Source organism: Bradyrhizobium sp. T-12 (assembly GCF_058314695.1).
The window spans coordinates 547,569-567,352 of sequence record NZ_CM177756.1 but is presented as its reverse complement, the minus strand read 5'-3'; the positions used below and the strand labels follow the sequence as shown (position 1 = coordinate 567,352).

Annotated in this window: 15 protein-coding genes and 1 tRNA gene; 5 read left to right on the top strand and 11 right to left on the bottom strand. The window is 64.4% G+C overall.

The window, feature by feature from the left end:
• The first annotated feature begins 98 nt into the window (after positions 1-98).
• Positions 99-1,115, top strand: coding sequence for a 1-aminocyclopropane-1-carboxylate deaminase (locus AC0WRY_RS02680; protein WP_194405559.1), 1,017 nt, complete (start codon positions 99-101; stop codon positions 1,113-1,115).
• 138 nt (positions 1,116-1,253) lie between these two features.
• On the opposite strand, the gene recQ is transcribed toward AC0WRY_RS02680, so the two are convergent.
• From recQ to AC0WRY_RS02650, 6 genes are all read right to left on the bottom strand, one after another.
• Positions 1,254-3,119 (bottom strand): DNA helicase RecQ, encoded by a 1,866-nt coding sequence (gene recQ / locus AC0WRY_RS02675; RefSeq protein ID WP_194405558.1) that lies wholly within the window; start codon positions 3,117-3,119, stop codon positions 1,254-1,256.
• A gap of 132 nt (positions 3,120-3,251) precedes the next feature.
• Positions 3,252-3,998, bottom strand: coding sequence for a polysaccharide deacetylase family protein (locus AC0WRY_RS02670; protein ID WP_194405557.1), 747 nt, complete (start codon positions 3,996-3,998; stop codon positions 3,252-3,254).
• A 65-nt stretch (positions 3,999-4,063) separates the two neighbouring features.
• Positions 4,064-5,104, bottom strand: a complete 1,041-nt coding sequence (gene metA, locus AC0WRY_RS02665; protein ID WP_194405556.1) for a homoserine O-succinyltransferase MetA — start codon at positions 5,102-5,104, stop codon at positions 4,064-4,066.
• 12 nt (positions 5,105-5,116) lie between these two features.
• Entirely contained in the window at positions 5,117-6,418 is a 1,302-nt protein-coding gene (locus AC0WRY_RS02660) for an O-acetylhomoserine aminocarboxypropyltransferase/cysteine synthase family protein (protein WP_194405555.1), read from the bottom strand.
• 231 nt (positions 6,419-6,649) lie between these two features.
• Complete coding sequence (locus tag AC0WRY_RS02655; protein WP_194405554.1) at positions 6,650-9,760, bottom strand: efflux RND transporter permease subunit; 3,111 nt, start codon at positions 9,758-9,760, stop codon at positions 6,650-6,652.
• Entirely contained in the window at positions 9,760-10,863 is a 1,104-nt protein-coding gene (locus AC0WRY_RS02650; protein ID WP_194405553.1) for an efflux RND transporter periplasmic adaptor subunit, read from the bottom strand. Before AC0WRY_RS02650 ends, AC0WRY_RS02655 begins: the two co-directional genes overlap by 1 nt.
• Positions 10,864-11,071: 208 nt before the next feature.
• On the opposite strand from AC0WRY_RS02650, the gene AC0WRY_RS02645 reads away from it, so the two are divergent.
• Together AC0WRY_RS02645 and AC0WRY_RS02640 are read left to right on the top strand one after the other, a co-directional pair.
• Complete coding sequence (locus AC0WRY_RS02645; protein WP_194405552.1) at positions 11,072-11,650, top strand: TetR/AcrR family transcriptional regulator; 579 nt, start codon at positions 11,072-11,074, stop codon at positions 11,648-11,650.
• Positions 11,651-11,722: 72 nt separating this feature from the next.
• Positions 11,723-12,523, top strand: coding sequence for an SDR family NAD(P)-dependent oxidoreductase (locus tag AC0WRY_RS02640; protein ID WP_194405551.1), 801 nt, complete (start codon positions 11,723-11,725; stop codon positions 12,521-12,523).
• A gap of 100 nt (positions 12,524-12,623) precedes the next feature.
• On the opposite strand, the gene AC0WRY_RS02635 is transcribed toward AC0WRY_RS02640, so the two are convergent.
• Both AC0WRY_RS02635 and AC0WRY_RS02630 read right to left on the bottom strand, forming a co-directional pair.
• The gene (locus AC0WRY_RS02635; protein ID WP_491122612.1) at positions 12,624-14,258 is read right to left on the bottom strand and encodes an amidase family protein; all 1,635 of its coding nucleotides are present in this window, start codon (positions 14,256-14,258) and stop codon (positions 12,624-12,626) included.
• 181 nt (positions 14,259-14,439) lie between these two features.
• A tRNA-Ser gene (locus AC0WRY_RS02630) sits at positions 14,440-14,529 on the bottom strand.
• Positions 14,530-14,726: 197 nt separating this feature from the next.
• On the opposite strand from AC0WRY_RS02630, the gene AC0WRY_RS02625 reads away from it, so the two are divergent.
• Positions 14,727-15,068: a hypothetical protein gene (locus AC0WRY_RS02625; RefSeq protein WP_194405549.1), complete on the top strand. Its 342-nt coding sequence runs from the start codon at positions 14,727-14,729 to the stop codon at positions 15,066-15,068.
• Between the two features lie 123 nt (positions 15,069-15,191).
• On the opposite strand, the gene AC0WRY_RS02620 is transcribed toward AC0WRY_RS02625, so the two are convergent.
• The 3 genes from AC0WRY_RS02620 to AC0WRY_RS02610 all read right to left on the bottom strand — a co-directional run bounded on the left by AC0WRY_RS02620 (position 15,192) and on the right by AC0WRY_RS02610 (position 19,207).
• Positions 15,192-16,655 carry a trehalose-6-phosphate synthase gene (locus tag AC0WRY_RS02620; RefSeq protein ID WP_194405548.1) on the bottom strand — a complete coding sequence of 488 codons (1,464 nt, stop codon included), beginning with the start codon at positions 16,653-16,655 and terminating at the stop codon, positions 15,192-15,194.
• Between the two features lie 244 nt (positions 16,656-16,899).
• Positions 16,900-17,718, bottom strand: coding sequence for a trehalose-phosphatase (gene otsB, locus AC0WRY_RS02615; RefSeq protein WP_194405547.1), 819 nt, complete (start codon positions 17,716-17,718; stop codon positions 16,900-16,902).
• A 4-nt stretch (positions 17,719-17,722) separates the two neighbouring features.
• Positions 17,723-19,207: an MFS transporter gene (locus AC0WRY_RS02610; protein WP_491123537.1), complete on the bottom strand. Its 1,485-nt coding sequence runs from the start codon at positions 19,205-19,207 to the stop codon at positions 17,723-17,725.
• A 182-nt stretch (positions 19,208-19,389) separates the two neighbouring features.
• On the opposite strand from AC0WRY_RS02610, the gene AC0WRY_RS02605 reads away from it, so the two are divergent.
• Positions 19,390-19,776, top strand: coding sequence for a DUF3175 domain-containing protein (locus tag AC0WRY_RS02605; protein ID WP_194405546.1), 387 nt, complete (start codon positions 19,390-19,392; stop codon positions 19,774-19,776).
• Positions 19,777-19,784: the final 8 nt, after the last annotated feature.

Sequence of the window (19,784 nt, the reverse complement as noted above, 5' to 3'; positions counted from 1 at the left end):
ACGCAAGAATAGGCGCAACATTGGCGCAAAATTCGAGAGCACCTTTTCCCGGGGCGATGCTAGGGAGCCGCCAGCACCAACGCCAATCGGGATGACCCATGAAGCTCGACAAATTTCCGCGCTACAAGCTGACCTTCGGTCCAACCCCCATCGAGAAGCTGGAGCGGCTGTCAAAGCATCTCGGCGGCCAGGTCGAGATCTATGCCAAGCGCGAGGACTGCAATTCCGGCCTTGCCTATGGCGGCAACAAGCTGCGCAAGCTCGAATACATCATCCCCGATGCGATCGCCTCCAACGCCGACACGCTGGTTTCGATCGGCGGCGTGCAGTCGAACCACACCCGCATGATCGCCGCGGTCGCCGCCAAGATCGGCATGAAGTGCCGCCTGGTGCAGGAAGCCTGGGTGCCGCACGAGGACGCCGTCTATGACCGCGTCGGCAACATCATGCTGTCGCGCATCATGGGCGCCGACGTGCGCCTGGTCGACGACGGCTTCGACATCGGCATCCGCAAGAGCTGGGAGCAGGCGATCGAGGAAGTGAAGGCCGCAGGCGGCAAGCCCTATGCGATTCCCGCCGGCGCCTCTGTGCACAAATATGGCGGGCTCGGCTATGTCGGCTTCGCCGAAGAGGTGCGCCAGCAGGAAGCCGAGCTCGGCTTCAAGTTCGATTACATCATCGTCTGCACCGTGACCGGCTCCACCCATGCCGGCATGCTGGTCGGCTTCGCCGCCGACGGCCGCGCCCGCAAGGTGATCGGCATCGATGCGTCCTTCACGCCCGCACAGACCAAGTCGCAGGTGCTCGAGATCGCGAAGAACACGGCTGAACTCGTCGACCTCGGCAAGGACCTCGTGGCTGACGACGTCGTGCTGATCGAGGACTACGCCTATCCCGCCTATGGCGTGCCGTCGGAAGAGACCAAGGAAGCCATCCGCCTCAGCGCGCGTCTCGAAGGCATGATCACCGACCCCGTCTACGAGGGCAAGTCGATGCAGGGCCTGATCGACCTCGCGCAGAAGGGCTATTTCGAGAAGGGCGCAAAGATCCTGTACGCCCATCTCGGCGGCGCACCGGCGCTGAACGGCTACGCGTATGCCTTCCGCAACGGCTGAGGCATAAGGGAGGCGATAGCCGCCTCCTGCACCTTCGTAGCCCGGATGGAACGTAGCGTAATCCGGGACGGTGCCGTTGATGTGCGAGATCCCGGATTGCGCTTCGCTCCATCCGGGCTACGGCATCTGCGATAGCGCCTACCGCGTCTTGACGATCTGCAGCAGTTCGTCGCCGTAATGCTCGAGCTTCTTGTCGCCGATGCCCGGCACGTTGCGGAGTTCGTCGAGCGTGGTCGGCCAGGCCCGGACGATGCCGTCGATGGTGGCATCGTGCAGCACGACATAGGCCGGCACGCCGCGCTCACGGGCGATCTCCGAGCGCCACGAGCGCAGCCGCGCGCGCAGTTCGGGATCGACATCGCCTTGCGGGGCATTGGCGGCAGGCGCAAGGTCGCCGCGGCGGGATTTGCCGCGGCTTGCGCGAACGCGGGTGCCGGGCGCTTCCTCGCGCAGCCACACTTCGGTCTCGCCGCGCAGCACGCCGCGCGCGCTCTCGGTCAGCTTCAGCGCTCCATAGGCTTCGCTGTCGCTCTGCAAATGGCCCATCGCCACAAGCTGCCGCAGCACGGTGCGCCACTGCTTTTCGTTGAGCTCGCGTCCGATGCCGAACACCGACAATTTGTCGTGGCCGAACTGCGTCACCTTCTCGGTCAGGCGTCCGATCAGCACGTCGATCAGATGCATCGCGCCAAAACGCTGCCCAGTGCGATAGACGCAGGACAACAGCTTCTGCGCCAGCACCTTGCCATCGCGCATCTTCGGCGGCGTCAGGCAATTGTCGCAATTGCCGCAGCTCTCGCCCATCACGACCTCGCCGAAATAGGCGAGCAGCCGCCGGCGCCGGCAGCGCGGCGTTTCGGCAAGGCCGACCAGCGCATCGAGCTTGCCGATCGAGATCCGCTTGAACTCGTCGGAGGCGCTGGACTCGTCGATCATGCGGCGCTGCTGCACGATGTCGGAGAGCCCATAGGCCATCCAGGCCGCCGACGGCTTGCCGTCGCGGCCGGCGCGGCCCGTCTCCTGGTAGTAGGCCTCGATGCTCTTGGGCAGGTCGAGATGGGCAACGAAGCGCACGTCGGGCTTGTCGATGCCCATGCCGAACGCGACGGTCGCGACGATGACGATGCCGTCCTCGTTGAGAAAGCGGTCCTGGTTGCGTGAGCGCAACGCTCCGTCGAGCCCGGCGTGGTAGGGCAGCGCTGCAATGCCGGCGTCTTGAAGCGCGGCGGCGACCTCCTCGACCCGGTTACGGGACAGGCAATAGACCACGCCGGCATCGCCCTCATGACGCTCCCGGATGAACTCCTTCAGCTGCGACACCGCGTTGCGCTTGTCGACGATCTCGTAGCGGATGTTGGGCCGGTCGAAGCTCGAGACGAATTGCGGCGCATCCGCCAGCTGAAGTCGCGCGACGATCTCCTTGCGCGTCAGATCGTCAGCGGTCGCGGTCAGCGCGATGCGCGGCACGTCGGGAAAGCGCTCGGCGATGATGGAGAGGCCGACATATTCGGGACGGAAGTCATGGCCCCATTGCGAAACGCAATGCGCTTCGTCGATCGCGAACAGCGCCACTTTCGCCTGCGCCAGCAGCGACAGGCAGCGCGGCGTGACCAGGCGTTCCGGCGCGACATAGAGCAGATCGAGATCGCCCGCGAGCAGGCGGCGCTCTATGTCGGAGGCCTCCTGGAACGACAGTGACGAATTCAGCGCGGCGGCATTGACGCCGGCCTCGATCAGGCCGGCGACCTGATCGCGCATCAACGCGATCAACGGCGACACCACGATGCCGCAGCCTTCGCGCAGCAGGGAAGGAAGTTGATAGCACAGCGACTTGCCGCCGCCGGTCGGCATCAGCACCAGGCAATTGCCGCCCTCGGTGACATGCCGGACGATCTCTCCCTGCGCGCCGCGAAAACCCGGCAGACCGAACACCGAATGCAGCATCGACAGCGCATCGCGGCCGTTGGCCGGCGCAGGCAGCGGGGCGGTGGAGGGAGCGGGCATGAGCGGGATGGAACCAGGCGGTGAGATTCGTCACAAGGCCAGTCGCATGCTGGCGCGTGCGTGGCAAGGGCGTTTGCTCCCGAGGCGTGGCTCTCTCCCTCTCGCCTTACAGGGGGAGAAGTGAAGACGACACTACGCCCCAATCCTGCGTAGCGCCTCTGCGACCGTCACGATCGGCATATTGCGCTTTCCGGCCGCTTTCAGCGCATGACGCATCAGGTCCGGCGTGCAGCCATACGGGCTCGGCGCGTCCGCGACGTCGTGTCCATAGAAGATCAGCCAGCCGCCGCTCGCGACGGCCTCGTCGAAATAGCGATCGACGCCCGCGCGATCGATTTCGCGATCGATCAGGGGCGAGGCACGCAGGAACTGGAGATCGATGACGTCGCTATTGACGCCGGGAAGGATGCCACGCGCCGAACGGAATACCTTGGCAAGCTGCGGCTTGCGCCAGACCGAGGCGATGCCATAGGGATAGGCGAAATTCTCCAGCGCGATCGAGGAATCTATCGCACGAAAATAGGCGCGATTCCGCTCGATCTCGCGCGCCATGCCGCCCTCGTCGAGATGGGCCGAGCTCTGGTGCGAGAAGGTATGGCAGGCGATCTCGTGACCGGTGCGGTGAAGCCGGACGATCGCGTCATCCGACAAGCCATGCCAATGGTCCGATGGCTGGCCGATCAGGCTGCCGGCGAGATAGAACGTGCCCCGGCCGCCATGCTGTTCGAGAAGTTCGGCGCCCTGCCCTGCTGCGCTGTCGGGGGCGTCATCGAAAGTGAAGCTCACGATCGGCGCATGCGAGGTGGGCAGCCGATGCGGGGCGGCACGGAAATGCCGGGCCAGCCGATTGCTCACGCGTCCCTGGAGTGCCGACCACACGACCTAAGCTTCCCGTGATTTGCGTATTTCTGTACTGAAACATTCGCGCGCCGGTTGAGGCAAGCCTAACGCTTGGGTAATCCTAACGCGGAACCAACATCCCTGGACGGACGCGCGAGGATCGCCGCCTCGGCTGCCGCGCTGAGATATTGCAACCAGTTGCGAAAAAGCACAGCCGCCGCGCTGCCGGCACCGATATCAGCGCGCAAGGTCAGCCCGGGCAGCTCGTTGGCGAGTGCCGGATGACGCTGGTGCGCCGCCTTCTTCTCGAAGCGGAGCAATTTCTCTTCCGTCGCTGCGTCAAAATAGCTCACGGGCAGGCGCGGATAGGTCTCGCGCTCCCGCGCGAGATAGCGGCCGATGTCGCGCAGATATTCGCGCTGGAGCGACAGCGCGTCATACTCCGGATGGCCCTGGAAGAACACGAAGCGGCTGGCATATTGACGAACGAAGACGTCGACGCCGGCCTCTGCCGAACGGGTCAGCACCTGATAACCGGCCTGAACCAGGTCGCACTCCGCGATCTCGTTCAGCCGCGAATGCGAGACCTTCAGCGGCGCGGGCGCGGCGCGCGTCAGTGCATCGCTCGTCATCACGTCGCAATCGAAGATGCCGTGGCATTTGGCTGGCAGCCGTCGCCGTGCGATGCCGTCGAGATGCAGCACCGCCGCGTGCGCGGCAAGGCACGACCAGATCGTCGAGCGCGTATTGGCCTTGGCCCAGTCGATGAGCTCGGTGAGGTCGCGCCAGTACGGCTCCTGGTCGAGCTCGGGCGCGACGGGCTCTGCGCCTGTCACGATCAGCCCGTCGAATTTCAGGCGCTTGAGATCGGAGAGGTTGGAATACTCGCTCTCGACGTGCCATCTTGCTTCCGGCGACCGCTTCACGGTGGGAAGCGAGAAGCAGTGGAAGCGGATGCGGCACGAGCCTGCTGCGGCCTGGAGCAGCTTCATGAACTGCCGCTCGGTCGCCTTCAGCGCGGGATCGGGCATGTTGTTGACGAGCCCGATGGTAAGCTCGGCGCCGGGATCGCGCGCGAGATCGCGCTCGGTCGGCACCAGCGCCGGGCTCGAGATGACTTGATCCCTGTCGATCAGGATCGTCATTGGCGGTGCCGCCTACTCCGCGGCCTCGAGGCGCGCCGACCGGCAGGCCTTGTCCAGCGCCTGGTCGATGTCCTCGATGATGTCGGAGACGTGCTCGATGCCGATCGAGAGCCGGATGGTTTCCGGCAGCACGCCGGCAACGCGCTGTTGCTCGGCCGACATCTGGCGGTGGGTGGTGGAGGCCGGATGGCAGGCCAGCGACTTGGCATCGCCGATATTGACGAGGCGCGTGATCAGCTTCAGCGCGTCGTAAAACGTCTTGCCGGCCTCCATGCCGCCCTTGATGCCGAAGGTGAACAGCGAGGAGGCGTTGCCATCGAGATATTTCTGCACCAGCGGATAATAGGGGCTGTCGGGAAAGCCGGTGTAATTGACCCAGGCGACGCGTGAATCCTTGCGCAGGAATTCGGCGACCTTGCGGGCGTTCTCGACATGGCGCTCCATGCGCAGCGCGACGGTCTCGATGCCCTGGAGCAGCAGGAAGGCGTTGAACGGCGACAGCACCGAGCCCATGGTGCGCTGATAGACGCTGCGCGCACGCTCGATATAGGCGGTGCGGCCGAACCGTTCGGCATAGACGAGGCCGTGATAGGAGGCATCGGGCTTGTTGTAGGCGGGGAAACGATCAGCGTGCTTCGCCCAGGGAAAATTTCCGGAATCGACGATGGCGCCGCCGAGCGTTGTGCCGTGGCCGCCCAAGAACTTGGTCAGCGAATGCACGGCGATGTCGGCGCCGTAGTCGAACGGCTTGAGCAGGATCGGGGTTGCGACCGTGTTGTCGACGATCAGCGGCACGCCATGGGCATGCGCGACCTTGGCCAGGGCCTCGATGTCGCAGACATTGCCGGCGGGATTGCCGATGGTCTCGGCGAACACCGCGCGGGTGTTCTCGTCGATCAGCCTCTCGACCGCATCCGGCGCGTCGCTCTCGGCGAAGCGGCCGGTGATGCCCTGCCGCGGCAGGATGTGCGAGAGCAGCGTGTGCGTTGTGCCGTAGAGCTGCGGCACGGAAACGATGTTGCCGCCGTGATCGGCAACGTTGACGAAGGCGAAATGCAGCGCCGCTTGCCCGGTCGCGACCGCCAGCGCGCCGACGCCGCCTTCGAGCTGGGCTATGCGCTTCTCCAGCACCGCGCTGGTCGGATTGGCAATGCGGCTGTAGCGAAAACCTTCGGTTTCGAGATTGAAGAGGGCTGCGCCGTGATCGGCGCTGTCGAAGGCATAGGCCGCGGTCTGGTAGATCGGCACGGCGACCGCGTGCGTGGTGGCTTCGGGCTCGTAGCCGGCGTGAATAGCGATCGTCTCGTTGCGCATCGTGCCACCTCCGCGTGGGGCGGGCCGCACTCATTGGCCTGGAATGAGGCATGTGCGTTTTCCGCCACGTCCGTGTTAGAGGCGGGTGGTAAAGCGGACAATAATTCGCTTAGAGATCGAGGAAGTAACCCTAACCGTTATTGGCGAATTGGCCGGAATTCGGGTTAAATTGCATTAATCAATCAGCGGCGGCGATGTCGGCCACCGATCCTCCATGGGATCAACGGAGCCTTACTCGGCAGCCAATGCCGCTTGCAGGTCCGGCTTCTCGCGCGAAGCTTCATGCATATCGTCTGCGGTCGGCTTGATGCGGAACCACGCGGCATAGAGCGCAGGAAGAAACAGCAAGATCAGAACCGTTCCGAGCGCGGTGCCGCCGATCAGCGTGTAAGCCATCGATCCCCAGAACACGGAATGAGTGAGCGGGATGAAGGCCAGCACGGCAGCCAAGGCAGTCAGGATCACGGGCCTCGTGCGTTGCACCGTGGCTTCGATGACGGCGTGATAGTCGTCAAGGCCGGCGGCAAGGTTCTCCTTGATCTGTTCGGTCAGGATCAACGTGTTGCGCATCAGGATGCCCGCCAGTCCGATCAGGCCCAGGATCGCGTTGAATCCGAACGGCTGGTTGAAGATGAGCAGTGCCGGCACGACACCGACCAGGCCGAGCGGTCCTGTCAGGACGACCATCGCCATCGTCGAGAAGGACCGCACCTGCAGCATGACGACGATCAGCATCGCGGCGATCATGGCTGGGAAGATCGTCGCCAGCGCGTCGTTGGCCTTGGTCGCTTCCTCGATCGATCCGCCCAGCTCGATACGATAGCCGGCCGGAAGGGATGCGATCAGGGGCTGCAGGGCTGTCTTGATCTCCTTGGAGACTTCCGGCGGTTGGGACGCCTCATTGATGTCGGAGCGTATGGTGACGACGGGGGTGCGATCGCGCCGCTTCATGATCGGCTCCTCGAGCCGGATTTCCGAATGACCGACCTGGTCGAGCGGAATCGAGCGGCCGTCGCGGCTCATCAATGAGAAATCCGCCAGACGCGCCGGATCGAGCCGCTCGCCACCCGCGCTGCGTGCCACGATGGGGACATTGCGGATGTCCTCGCGGACCTGCGTCACGGCGATGCCGGTGAGCAGGAACTGAAGCTGGCGACCGACCTCGGCCGGCGAAAGACCGATCAGGTTCAGTCGATCCTGATCCGGGACGAAGCGAAGCACGGGTGTGCGATCGCCCCAATCCCGATTTGCCTGCCGCGCGTCATGAACGCCGCGCATCACTTCGAGAGCCTTTTGAGAGATGGCGTAGAGTTGCGCGGGATCCGGCCCCATCACACGAAACTCGACCGGGAACGGCGTATAGGGTCCGAACACGAGTTGGGTGACGCGCACATTGGCCTCGGGCGCAAGGCCCTGCGACACGGTTTGTCGGAGCCGGTGCTTCAAGGCCTCGCGCGCTTCTGCGTCAGGCGTCAGGACGACGATCTTTGCGAAGGCCGGATCGGGCAGCTCGGGCGCCATCGCGAAGAAGAAGCGCGGCGCACCCTGGCCGACATAGCTGGTGATGATCTTGGCCTCGGGTTGATCGTGCAGCCAACCCTCGAGCTTCTCGACAGTGGCCGTCGTCGTCTCGATGCTGGTGCCCTCGGGCAGACGAACCTCCACCAGCACTTCCGGGCGGTCAGAGGTCGGAAAGAACTGCTGCTTGACACCACCCATGCCGAGGACGGAAAGCGCGAAGGCGACGGCGACGATGCTGCAGGTCAGGAATTTGTGGCGGACGGCGAGGGTGATCACGCCTCGCAAGCGCTGATAGTTGGGCGTGCCGTAGATCGCGTGGTGACCGCCTTCGACCGGCTTGATCGCGGGCAGCATCTTGACGCCAAGATACGGCGTGAAGATCACGGCGACGATCCAGGAGACGATGAGGGCGAACCCCACGACCCAGAAGATGTTGCCGGCGTATTCGCCGGCGGTCGAGCGGGCAAAACCCACCGGCAGGAAGCCCGCGATCGTCACCAGCGTTCCGGACAGCATTGGCGCCGCGGTGTGGCTCCACGCATAGGCGGCTGCCGAGATGCGGTCCATGCCCTCTTCCATCTTCACGACCATCACTTCAATCGCGATGATGGCGTCGTCGACGAGAAGACCAAGCGCCAGGATCAAGGCGCCGAGCGTGATGCGGTCGAAGAACCGGCCGGTCTCCAGCATGATCAGGAACACGACGGCGAGCGTCAGGGGGACGGCAGCTGCCACGACGATGCCGACGCGCCAGCCAAGGCTGAGCAGGCTCACCAGCAGCACCACGCCGAGCGCCATCGCGAACTTCATCATGAACTCGTCGACCGCCGAGGTGATGTTGACGGCTTGATCGCTGACTTTGGCCAGGCTCATACCGAGCGGCAGCGTCCGGGCGATCGCCGCGGACCTTTCCTCCAGCGCCTTGCCGAGCGCCAGGCCGTTCCAGCCCTCCTGCATCACCGCCGCGAGCATGATCGTGGGCTCACCCTGGTGCCTGATGATGTAGGTGGGAGGATCCTCGTAGCCGCGGCGGACCTCGGCGATGTCGGACAGCTTCAGCGTCCGCCCGGCAGCGACGATCGGCGTGTCTGCGATCCCCTGGACGCTGTCATAAGCGCCGTCGACGCGGATGAAGACCTGCGGGCCCTTGGTGTCGATCGAGCCTGCCGGTGTCACCGTGTTCTGCCGCTGCAAGGCAGCAACGATATCCGTTGCCGACACACCGAGAGTTGCCAGTTTGGCAAAGGAAAACTCGACGAAGATCTGCTCGGGACGCTCGCCGAGAATGTTGATCTTCTTGACGCCGGGCACGTGCAGGAGGTCCTGACGGATGACCTCGGCCTGCCTTGCGAGCTCGCGCATCGGCATGCCCTTGGCCTTGAGCGCATAAAGCGCGAAGCTGACGTCCGAATATTCGTCGTTGACGAAGGGGCCGAGCACGCCAGAGGGCAGCTTGCGCGCTTCATCGCCCAGCTTCTTGCGGGCCTGATAGAACTCCTCCTGCACGCTCGATGGCGGCGTGCTGTCCTTCAGCGTCACCGTCATGTAGGCATAGCCGGGCCGCGTCGTCGTCTCCACCCGATCGTACCAGGTCAGCTCCTGAATCCGCTTCTCCAGGGGTTCGGCGACCTGGTCCTGCATCTCGCGTGCGGTGGCGCCCGGCCACACGGTGGTGACCGTCAGGGTCTTGATGGTGAAGGACGGGTCCTCGGCCCGTCCGAGCTTGAAGAAGGCGTAGGCGCCCGCGGCCGCCAGCAGGAGGATGAAGAACAGGGTGACGGCCCGCTCGCGAACGGCGAGCGCGGAAAGATTGAAGCTCATCAGTTGCTCCTGCTGTCCGCGGCAGTCCTGACGTGGGCACCTTCGTGCAGCAGATGAGCGCCGAGTGAAACGATCTGGTCACCGGACCTCGATCCGGAGATAACGGCCGTCTCGCTGGTCACACGCAGAAGCTTGACGGGCTGCAGGCGTACGGTCGAGGTCGCAGCGTCGAAGACCCAGATGCCGGTCGTTCTGCCGTCGTCGCGCACGGCGCCCAGCGGCACCTGGACTTCCGGTTGACTGTCCTGGCTTGCAAGCCGAATGGTGACCGTCGCGCCAAGCGGCGCCGCCGCGGCCTCACCATCGAGCACGTAGCGGGCCTCATAGGTCCGGGTCTGCGGATCGGCGGAATCCGACAACTGACGAAGATGTGCGGTATGGCGGCGTCCGTCGCTTCCATACAGACTGGCCTCCGCGAGCGAACCGATCGCCGGCCGGATCGTCTCCGGAAGCGCCACCACGGCTTCGCGAGGACCGGACTGTGCCAGCCGAACGACAGCCTGGCCGGCGGAGACGACTTGTCCGGGCTCACCAAGCGTCTGGGTGACCGTCCCGTCGGCATCGGCAACCAGGACGGAATAGGTCGCCTGGTTCTCGGCAACCCCTGCATCGGCTTCCGCCGCGGCAAGCTGCGCTTTGGCGGTGTCCGATGCGGCCTTCGCCTGCTCGTAGCGTTGCTTTGACGTCCATCCGTCGTTCATCAGATTGGCGTAGCGCCGCTCGTCGGCATCGGTCTGCACGACAATTGCGCGCGCAGCGGCAACGGCGTTGCGCTTCGCGGTGAGCGCGAGACGGAGATCGGTTTCGTCGATCCGCATCAGCGGCTGGCCGGATTTGACCTGCTCACCGACATTCACGAGTCGTTCGACGATCTTTCCGGCGACGCGAAAGCCGAGATTGCTTTCCACGCGGGCGCCGATGGTCCCGGTAAAACCGCGTTCAGATCCTCCGACCCGGTTGGGGGTCACCAGACGGACCATAGGTGGCTCCTGCCTGGGATCGCTAACTGCGGAAGCCTCATGGGCGGGAATCGCAAGCGCAACGAAAGTCGCCACCCCCGCCGGGATCAAAATACCGGCGAGCACCGCAACACCCCTTTTCATGGCCGTCTCCCTTGAGATTTAGATTACGTACGAACTCTATACGTACATTAGATTTTGTTCGCAATCTAAATTGTGGCGGATAACGGGAGCGTGATCCCTTGAGCGGCGGTTTTCCTCGGGCGGCAGTCAAATTCCTGCAGATTGATAGATTGCAGTCGAACTCTATACTTGTTATAGAGGTCGAACGAAATCCAAATGGAGGTCCACGATGCGAGTGAGTCGCACCCAGGCGGCCGAGAACCGCCAAACCGTGATCAATGTGGCCAGTCGCCTCTTCAGGGAGCGCGGCTTTGATGGCATCGGCCTCAAGGACCTGATGAAGGGAGCCGGGCTCACTCAAGGCGCCTTCTACAAGCAATTCGCTTCGAAAGAGGATCTGGCGGTCGAGGCGTCCAGGCGCGCATTGGAAAGCGCGTCCGGCCGATGGTCAGACGCGGCCACGGCACATCCCGATGATCCGCTCGGCGCGGTAATCTCGTTCTACCTCAGTGACGACCATCGCGGAGAAAGGATGGACGGCTGCCCGATCGTGGCGCTCGGCGCAGATGCCGCCCGACAAGGCCCCGAGGTGAAGGCGGAATTCGAAGCGGGGATCAAGGCGCATCTCGACGTGCTCAGCCGCTTCCTAGCCGGAGCCGGCGAGGAGGCCTCGCGCGGCAAGGCCATGGCCATCCTCGCGACGATGATCGGCGCGGTGACGCTGTCGCGCGTCGTCAACGACCCTGATCTGGCTCAGGCGCTGTTGGATGCCGCGGCCGAGCAGGTTCGCGACACCGCAGCCGCTTGAGTGGATGGGCCGGTGTTCCGATTGAATGGGTGCGAGCCCATTCGCTGACTCCAGATAGACGAGAAGAGAACGATGTCGAAAGAAGCAACGGATAGCTTCGCCGGAAAATGGGCGCTGGTCACGGGGGCGTCGAGTGGCCTCGGCCTCGAATTCGCAGATCTCCTGGCAGCGCAGAAGGTCAATCTCGTCTTGGCGGCTCGACGGCGGGAGACGATGGACAAGCTTGCCTCCGATCTCCGCAGCAAATACGGGGTGGACGTGCTGGTCGAGGCGATCAATCTTGCCGCGCCGGACGCGGCCAGCCGCCTGAAAAGCAGTCTCGACGCGAGGTCCGTGACGATCGACATTTTGGTGAACAATGCCGGCTTCGGCTTGCACGGCAATTTTTTGGACACGCCGATCGAGCAGACCGCGAACATGATCCAGCTCAACATCACCACGCTCACAGAGCTGACCTATCTATTCGGCCGCGACATGGCTCAGCGGCGATCCGGACATATCCTTCTGATCGCCAGCCTCCTGGCCTTCCAGGCCGTCCCCACCTATGCGGCCTATGCAGCGACCAAGGCTTACGTGCTGGCCTTTGGCGAGGCCCTGCATGACGAACTCCGCCCACATGGTGTGGTCGTGACCAGTCTTTGCCCGGGACACACGGCGACAGGCTTTGATGCGGCAGCCGGTGCAACCGCTTCGAGCTTGCTGCGGCTCCTCACCATGAAGCCGCGTCCGGTCGCCGCGAGCGGTATTCGGGCGCTCATGCAAGGAAAGGCCACCGTGATCGCAGGCCTGTCGAACAAGATGGCTGCCTTTTCAAATCGTTTGACGCCGCGATCAATGCAAAGGGCCACCATGAAGAGGATAATGGACGCCTGACGCCTAGAGCGGCGGCATGTGGGCGCTTGTCGACCCGCGTTCTGCCCACGTGGTTCGGACGCCGCTAAACCGACATATGCGACTGTCTCGATCTAACTCTTCAGCGCAGCAGAGCGTCGGCTTGCCGAGACGCCGGCCGCGAGCCACCCTCTCCCGCACGAAGATAGGGTAAGATTATCGCCCTACCCCATCCCTCTAGTTGGCGCGTGAGCACGCCGGCCCGCTTCTCGATCGCGGCCGCCGCATCGAGCGCGAGATCCTCGCGATAGCGCCCGGCGATCAGCTGCACGCCGATCGGCTTGCCGTCGTGGAGCGCCACCGGCACCACCGCGCCGGGCAGGCCCAGCACGTTGATCGCGGAGATGAAGCGGATCTCGCCCCAGAAGATCTCGCGCACGCGCTCGGCGCTGACGGTGTCCTCGCGCGGGCCCGGCGTCGGCTTCACCGTGGTCGGCGCCAGCACGATTGGGTAGTCCTCGAAGAACAATTGCCAGGCGCGGATATGGCCGTTGCGCGCGGCGGTCGCCTGCATCCAGGCCTTGAGATCGAGCACATTGGCCTTGGCCTTCATGCCGCCCCAGGCCTTGTGGAAATCCTCGGAGGTGACCTTCAGCATGGAAGCTTCCTGCATCACCACAGTCTCGTTGGTGATGATGTCGCACCAGGTCTGCCAGACGCCGTTGATGTCGGGCACCTCGACCTCGCTGACACGGTAGCCGGACCGTTCGAGATGGTCGGCGGCCTGCCGCAGCGCCGCGCTGACGGACGGATCGACATCCATATCGGCGGGGATCTTGGCCAGCGCCACCTTGATCGGCCCCTTCGGCTTCTCGCCGACCAGCGGCGCCGGCACCCACCAGGGATCGCGCGGATCGCGCTGGCTCATCACCTCGAGCGCAAGGCGAACGTCGGCGACGTGGCGCGCGAGCGGCCCCTGCGCCGACATCAGATGCGCCAGCATCGGCCGCTCGGCCGTTGCGCTTTCGTTGAACGCGGGGATACGTCCCTGCGTCGGCTTGATGGTGGCAACGCCGTTGCAATGCGCCGGCCAGCGCAGCGAGCCGCCGATGTCATTGCCATGGGCGATGGTGCCGATGCCGGCAGCGACTGCCGAACCCGCGCCACCCGACGAGCCGCCGCAGGTGATATCAGGATCCCAGGGATTGAGCGTCAACCCATGCAGGGGATTGTCGGTGAAGCCGCGAAAGGAGAATTCCGGCGTGTTGGTGAGACCGATGACGATCGCGCCGGCCTTCTTCAGGTTGCGCACGACCGGCGCGTCCGACGGCGCGATAAGGTCCTTGTTGGCGGGCACGCCGTTGAAATTCGGCCGTCCCTCGTAATCGACGTTTTCCTTGATCGTGATCGGCACGCCGTGCAGAAGGCCGAGCGCAGCGCCCTTGGCGCGCTGCTTGTCGGCCGCGTGGGCAGCCTTCAACGCTTCTTCCGAGAGATCGACGACGACGGCGTTGAGCTTCGGATTGACCGCGCGCATCCGCTCGAGATGGGCTTCCACGGTCTCGACCGCGGAGATCGCGCCGGAGCGGATCGCGGCTGCGGTCTCGACTGCCGACCATTGCCAAGCCGGTCCGCGTGGGCGGGGCGGCTTCGCTGATTTGCCGGTGGCGGTTTTTCGGACCGGCTTCGCGACAGTCCCTTTGCGGGCCCCGCTCTTCGCCGCAGCTCGCGTTGCCGCCTTCTTCGCAGTCTTGTTCTTGGTCGCCTTCTTCGCCACGCCCCATCTCCCACAATTGCGCGCGAGAAGTTAGGGACGGCTCGCGTCTCTGTACAGGCGTGATTCTGCATCGCCGTCTTTCGCATCTGTGCCGACGTCAAATCGAACTGGTGCTGATGCGCACGAGCAGTCCGCGCTGACGGAGCGTGACATGGCGCGGATGAAGGGGGATGAGGGCCAATGGCGGAGAGAGTGGGATTCGAACCCACGGTACGGTTTCCCGCACACACGCTTTCCAAGCGTGCGCCTTAAGCCACTCGGCCATCTCTCCGGAGCGCCCTCTCTTGAAGGGGCGCCGCCGATTTTGCAAGGGATCGCGGCTCAATCGGGTGAATTTTCCGCAACTTGTTGTAGTTGCAAGACAATATCTGATGTAACAGGTCCACCGATCCGCCTGCCGGCTGAACCCGCGGCGGGTTTGGCGCGACGATTCACGCAGGAGCGGCGAACACGCCTACGGGGGACACCATGACCATCCGCAAGACCATCCTCGCCCTTGGCCTGGCATCAGGCCTCGGCTCCGCCCTCGCGGTCCCCGCTGCTGCCCAGGTCTGCACCCGGCAAGGCGTCGACGTCAGCTGCAACGACGGCCGGCGCGGGGTGCTGTCGGGCGATGCCATCATCTGGCCGGACGGCACGCGCTCGAGCTCGACGCCGCATCCGAGCGTGATCATCGGCAACAAGAGCTCGGTGCATGTCGGCCCCGGCGTGTTCGTCGGCCAGGGCAAGGGCATGGTGCCGATGGACGATCCCAACGCGCCGAACAAGCGGCAATGCGCGATCCTGGATGGGGTCTCGTATTGTTATTGATGGCGCTATGCGCTGTTTGCGGTCATGCCCGGGCTCGTCCCGGGCATCCACGTTGTCGGACGCAAGACGTGGATGGCCGGGTCAAGCCCGGCCATGACGAGTTGATAGGACTGAGAAAAAATCTCAGATCAGCCTTACGCCCGAGATCGCCGACTTCAGCCAGCGCAGCGCTTGCGGCGGTTGCGCGGCGAGCGGGGCGACGGCGGCCTTCTCGGTTCGGCACTTCTCCAGCTCGGCGACGAAATCGGCCGACCATTGCTGGATGGTGTGACCGCGCAGCTTCTTCATCATCGCGTCCCAGCGCATCTTGCGCTCGGTGAGCGGCATCGCGGCCGCGACCGCGATCGCGCGCGCCATGCCGTCGATGTCGTGCGGATTGACGAGCAAGGCAGTCTCGAGCTCGTTGGCAGCGCCCGCGAACTTCGACAGCACCAGCACGCCGGGGTCGGCCGGGTTTTGCGCAGCGACATATTCCTTGGCGACGAGGTTCATGCCGTCATGCAGCGGCGTCACCACACCGACCTGCGCGGTGCGATAGAGGCCCGCCAGCACCGCTTGGCTGAAACCCTTGTTCAGATAGCGGATCGGCGTCCAGTCGACCTCGCCGTGCCGGCCGTTGACGTCGGTGACGAGGCGCGCGACGTCGTTCTGGAGATTGCCGTAAGCCTCGATCGCGCCGCGCGAAGGGTTGGCGATCTGGAGCAGCGAAATGCTGCGCGCAAACTGCGGCTGCTCGGTCCAGAGCCGGTCGAACGCGGTGATGCGGTTGATCAGGCCCTTGGAATAGTCGAGCCGGTCCACGCCGATCGCGAGCCGCTCGCCATTGAGGCTGCGGCGCAGCCGAGACACGTCCGGATGCGAGGCCGATTTCGCGGCGTAAGCTGCGAACTTCTCCGCATCGATCCCGATCGGAAACACCTCGCAGCGGGTGCGGCCGTGCTGCGAGAGCACGACGCCGTCTTCGACGGTGAGACCGAGCTCGCCGCCGGCATAACCGAGGAAGTTCTGGCAGTCCTCATTGGTCTGGAAGCCGAGCAGATCGTAGGCCAGCATCGCCGTGATCAGCTCGCGATGATTGGGCACGCCCTGCATCACCGCGGCGACGGGCCACGGCGTATGCAGGAAAAAGCCGATCGGGTCGTCGACGCCGAGATCGCGCAGCTCCGCACCGAGCGCGAGGAAGTGATAATCCTGCACCCAGAACGCGGTCTTGGCTTTTCGGAAACGCATCAAGGCGCGCGCCATGAAGGCGTTGACCTCGCGATAGCTGACGTAATCCTCGCGCGAGACGCGGATCAGGTCGCTGCGCGAATGCAGCGCCGGCCACAGCGCGGAATTGGCAAAACCCTCGTAATAGCCGCCGTAATGCGCCGCGGGCAGATCCAACGTCGCGATTGCGCCGGTGCCAAGCGCTTCGATCTCGGCAAAAGGTTCCTTTTGATGGCCGTCGCGGACCCGGCCCGAAGATCCCACCCAGATCGCGCCCGAATGTTCCACCACCGGCAACAAGGCCGCCGCGAGGCCGCCCGTCATGGGCTCATTAGGCTTGCCGCGCGCGACGCGATTCGAAACGACGACTAAGTTCACAGGTCGTCCCCTCCTGTTTCATTCCACCCCGTTTAACTGCCGTTCATCAATATGGTTCCTGATCATCGTTTCAACCAATTGAAACCAAAATCGGGCGTGCGCGTTGGAACTGGTTTCGCTTGCGGAACCCGGGAAATTCCGCTGCAAAGACAGCGTGTGCGATTGTGTTGCACACCAAATAGCGCGGCGCGCCAAGACGCCGAGCCGACCGACATTATGTCTGCGAGAGGGCGCTGCCCTCGTTTCACCTGGGATCAAGCAGGCGGGCAAGGAACGCACGCACGTCGTTCGGCGCGTCGAAATGGCCATTCACGCCCATGGCACGACGTCCGACCGAGAAGGCGAGCCCGTTCATGTCGGGCATGATCGCGAAGACGGTTTCGTCGGTGACGTCGTCGCCGATGAAGATCGGACGCCGCCCTTTGAACGGCTCCCGCTTCATCAGCTCGCGTACGCCGGTCGCCTTGGTAAACCCGGAATGCTTGATCTCGCAGACGAACTTGCCGGGCAGCACCTCGATCGGCGCGTTGGGCAGATCGGCGCGGATCACCGAGACGGATTCGTAGATGGCTTTCTCCGCATGCGGCGCGAGACGGTAATGCAGCGCCAGCGAATAGCCCTTGTCCTCGAGCAGAATGCCGGGCGAAAGCTTGGCGATGGCCGCCAGCCGCCGCTTCAGCTCCTTGTCCAGCGGCGGCGCGTGCACGGCATCGGCCTCATTGTCGACCGACAGCCGCATCTCGGCGCCGTGGCCGGCGACGGCGCGAAACACGTCGGGCGCGAAGATCAGGTCGATGTCGTTGAGCGAGCGGCCGCTGACCAGCGCCAGCGCGCCGGAGGTCCGCTCGGTCAACCGGTTCAGCGTGTCCGAGAGGCCCGGCGGCACCCACACCTCACGCGGCGTCGGCATCAGGTCGAGCAGGGTCCCGTCGATGTCGAGCAGAATTGCGGTCTCGTCGAGATGCGGCACCAGTGCATGCGGCACCGGCACCGTTTCCGGGGTGTCGTCGTCGCGTAGGGTGTTCTGCTGGTCCAACGCCATCTCTGCAAGTTCCGATTTCATCAGTCTACTCCATAAAGGCGAGCGGCCGAGCGATTTGTTCGAGCGATTTGCGCTCCGCCGAGACGGCATAGCGCCACGCCACGATCGCGGCCGCGATCATCAGGACTGCCCCCAGCAGATAGCCGGCGAACACGCTGGTGCGTGATCCCGTGTCGATCAGTGCGCCGAACAGCGCCGGCCCGATCACGCCGCCGATGCCGGTGCCGACCGCGTAGAACACGGCGATCGCCAGCGCGCGAACTTCGAGCGGAAAGGTCTCGCTGACGGTGAGATAGGCCGCACTGGCGGCCGGCGATGCAAAGAAGAAGATCACCATCCAGGCGATGGTCTGCCCCTGCGCAGAGAGCACGCCGATGGAGAACAGATAGCCCGAGACCGCCAGGAGCACGCCGGACATGCCGTAGGTGAACATGATCATGGTGCGGCGTCCCAGCGTATCGAACAGCCGGCCGAGCAAGAGGGGCCCCAGGAAATTGCCGGCGGCAAACGGCAGCAGGTGCCAGCCGACGTGATCGGCGCGGATGCCGTAGAAATCGGTCAGCACCAGCGCGAAGGTGAAGAAGATCGCGTTGTAGAAGAACGCCTGCGCGCTCATCAGCACGAGGCCGACCAGCGCGCGCTGGCGGTACGCCGAGAACAGCGTGTGCACGACCTCGCGGATCGGCGTGTGATCGCGCATCTTCAGCCGCATCTTGGTGAAGCGCGCCTCGCTCGTATCCTGGCCATGCCCGATCACGGAACGCTCGATCTCGTCGACGATCGCATGCGCCTGGTCGGGACGGCCATGGATCATCAGCCAGCGCGGACTTTCCGGAATCCACATTCGCATCAACAGCACGACGAGACCGATGCTGGCGCCGATCAGATAAGCGAGACGCCAGCCGAGATCGGGCGCGATCACGGCGGGATCGAGCAGCACGATGGCCGCGACCGCGCCCATCGCGGCGCCGATCCAGAAACTGCCGTTGATGACGAGATCGGTCCAGCCGCGATAGCGCGCCGGCACCAACTCCTGGATGGTCGAGTTGATCGCGGTGTATTCGCCGCCGATGCCGGCGCCGGTGAGGAAACGAAACGCCGCGTAGCTCGCGACATCCCACGACAGAGCGGTCGCCGCCGTCGCCGAGAGGTAGAGCGCCAGCGTGATGAAGAACAGCTTCTTGCGGCCGATGCGGTCGGTGAGCCAGCCGAAGCCGAGCGCACCGAGCACGGCGCCGGCGAGATAGGCGGAATTGGCAATGCCGAGATCGAGATTGGAGAAGTGCAGCGACGGGCTCTGCTTCAGCGCACCGGAGAGCGCGCCGGCCAGTGTCACCTCGAGCCCGTCAAGGATCCAGGTGATGCCGAGCGCGAGCACGACGCGGGTGTGAAACCCGCTCCAGGGCAGCGCGTCGAGCCGCGCCGGAATACTGGTCTCGACGATGCGGTCGGTCGCGGCCGCCGAGACCCCAGATGCATAGTTCCGCGCTGGGCTTTGCTGCAATTCCATCGGGCTGTTGCGTTCGATCAATAGAAGCGGCCCCGATTCACAGGACGTGAACGGGGTCGATCCGATCATTGGGGTGCGGCATTCCGCCTGCCACCTGCGACAACGTCCGCGGCGAGGCCGGGTTCCCGCAGGAACGGCCGCCAGCACCGGCCGTTTCCGATGGAGCCGCAAGGAGTTGACGCATGGCTCATGTCAGAAAGACGACACATTCGCGAAACAGCGGCGCCCGCAAATCCAGCCGCCGGAAGACAAGCACGCGGCGCAGCACGACCACGCGCAAGAACGCCAAACGCGCAACGCCAAAGCGCTGGTCGCAGCGTGTGACCAAAGAGAGCGACGCACTCGACCTCAAGCAGGGCGTGTTCAAGCTGACCAGCCCGAAGAAGATCGCGACGTCACTGAAGCGATCGGCCGAGCACAGCTCACGACGCAAGACCGGCGCCTATCGTTCGGCGCTGTCGATGCTGACCTTCTACATCAACCGCGCCGGCAAGACCTTGCCGAAAACACAGCGCGCGCGGCTGGAAAAGGCGAAGGTCGAGCTGAAGCGGGCGTTCGGGAGGGAGTGAGTCTCAGA

Coding starts and splice junctions, on each gene's coding strand:
- AC0WRY_RS02625 (WP_194405549.1), top strand. CDS start 14,727: ATGACCATCCGCAAGACCATCCTCGCCCTTGGCCTGGCATCAGGCCTC.
- AC0WRY_RS02640 (WP_194405551.1), top strand. CDS start 11,723: ATGTCGAAAGAAGCAACGGATAGCTTCGCCGGAAAATGGGCGCTGGTC.
- otsB (WP_194405547.1), bottom strand. CDS start 17,718: ATGAAATCGGAACTTGCAGAGATGGCGTTGGACCAGCAGAACACCCTA.
- AC0WRY_RS02650 (WP_194405553.1), bottom strand. CDS start 10,863: ATGAAAAGGGGTGTTGCGGTGCTCGCCGGTATTTTGATCCCGGCGGGG.
- AC0WRY_RS02605 (WP_194405546.1), top strand. CDS start 19,390: ATGGCTCATGTCAGAAAGACGACACATTCGCGAAACAGCGGCGCCCGC.
- AC0WRY_RS02660 (WP_194405555.1), bottom strand. CDS start 6,418: ATGCGCAACGAGACGATCGCTATTCACGCCGGCTACGAGCCCGAAGCC.
- metA (WP_194405556.1), bottom strand. CDS start 5,104: ATGACGATCCTGATCGACAGGGATCAAGTCATCTCGAGCCCGGCGCTG.
- AC0WRY_RS02680 (WP_194405559.1), top strand. CDS start 99: ATGAAGCTCGACAAATTTCCGCGCTACAAGCTGACCTTCGGTCCAACC.
- AC0WRY_RS02645 (WP_194405552.1), top strand. CDS start 11,072: ATGCGAGTGAGTCGCACCCAGGCGGCCGAGAACCGCCAAACCGTGATC.
- AC0WRY_RS02655 (WP_194405554.1), bottom strand. CDS start 9,760: ATGAGCTTCAATCTTTCCGCGCTCGCCGTTCGCGAGCGGGCCGTCACC.
- AC0WRY_RS02610 (WP_491123537.1), bottom strand. CDS start 19,207: ATGGAATTGCAGCAAAGCCCAGCGCGGAACTATGCATCTGGGGTCTCG.
- recQ (WP_194405558.1), bottom strand. CDS start 3,119: ATGCCCGCTCCCTCCACCGCCCCGCTGCCTGCGCCGGCCAACGGCCGC.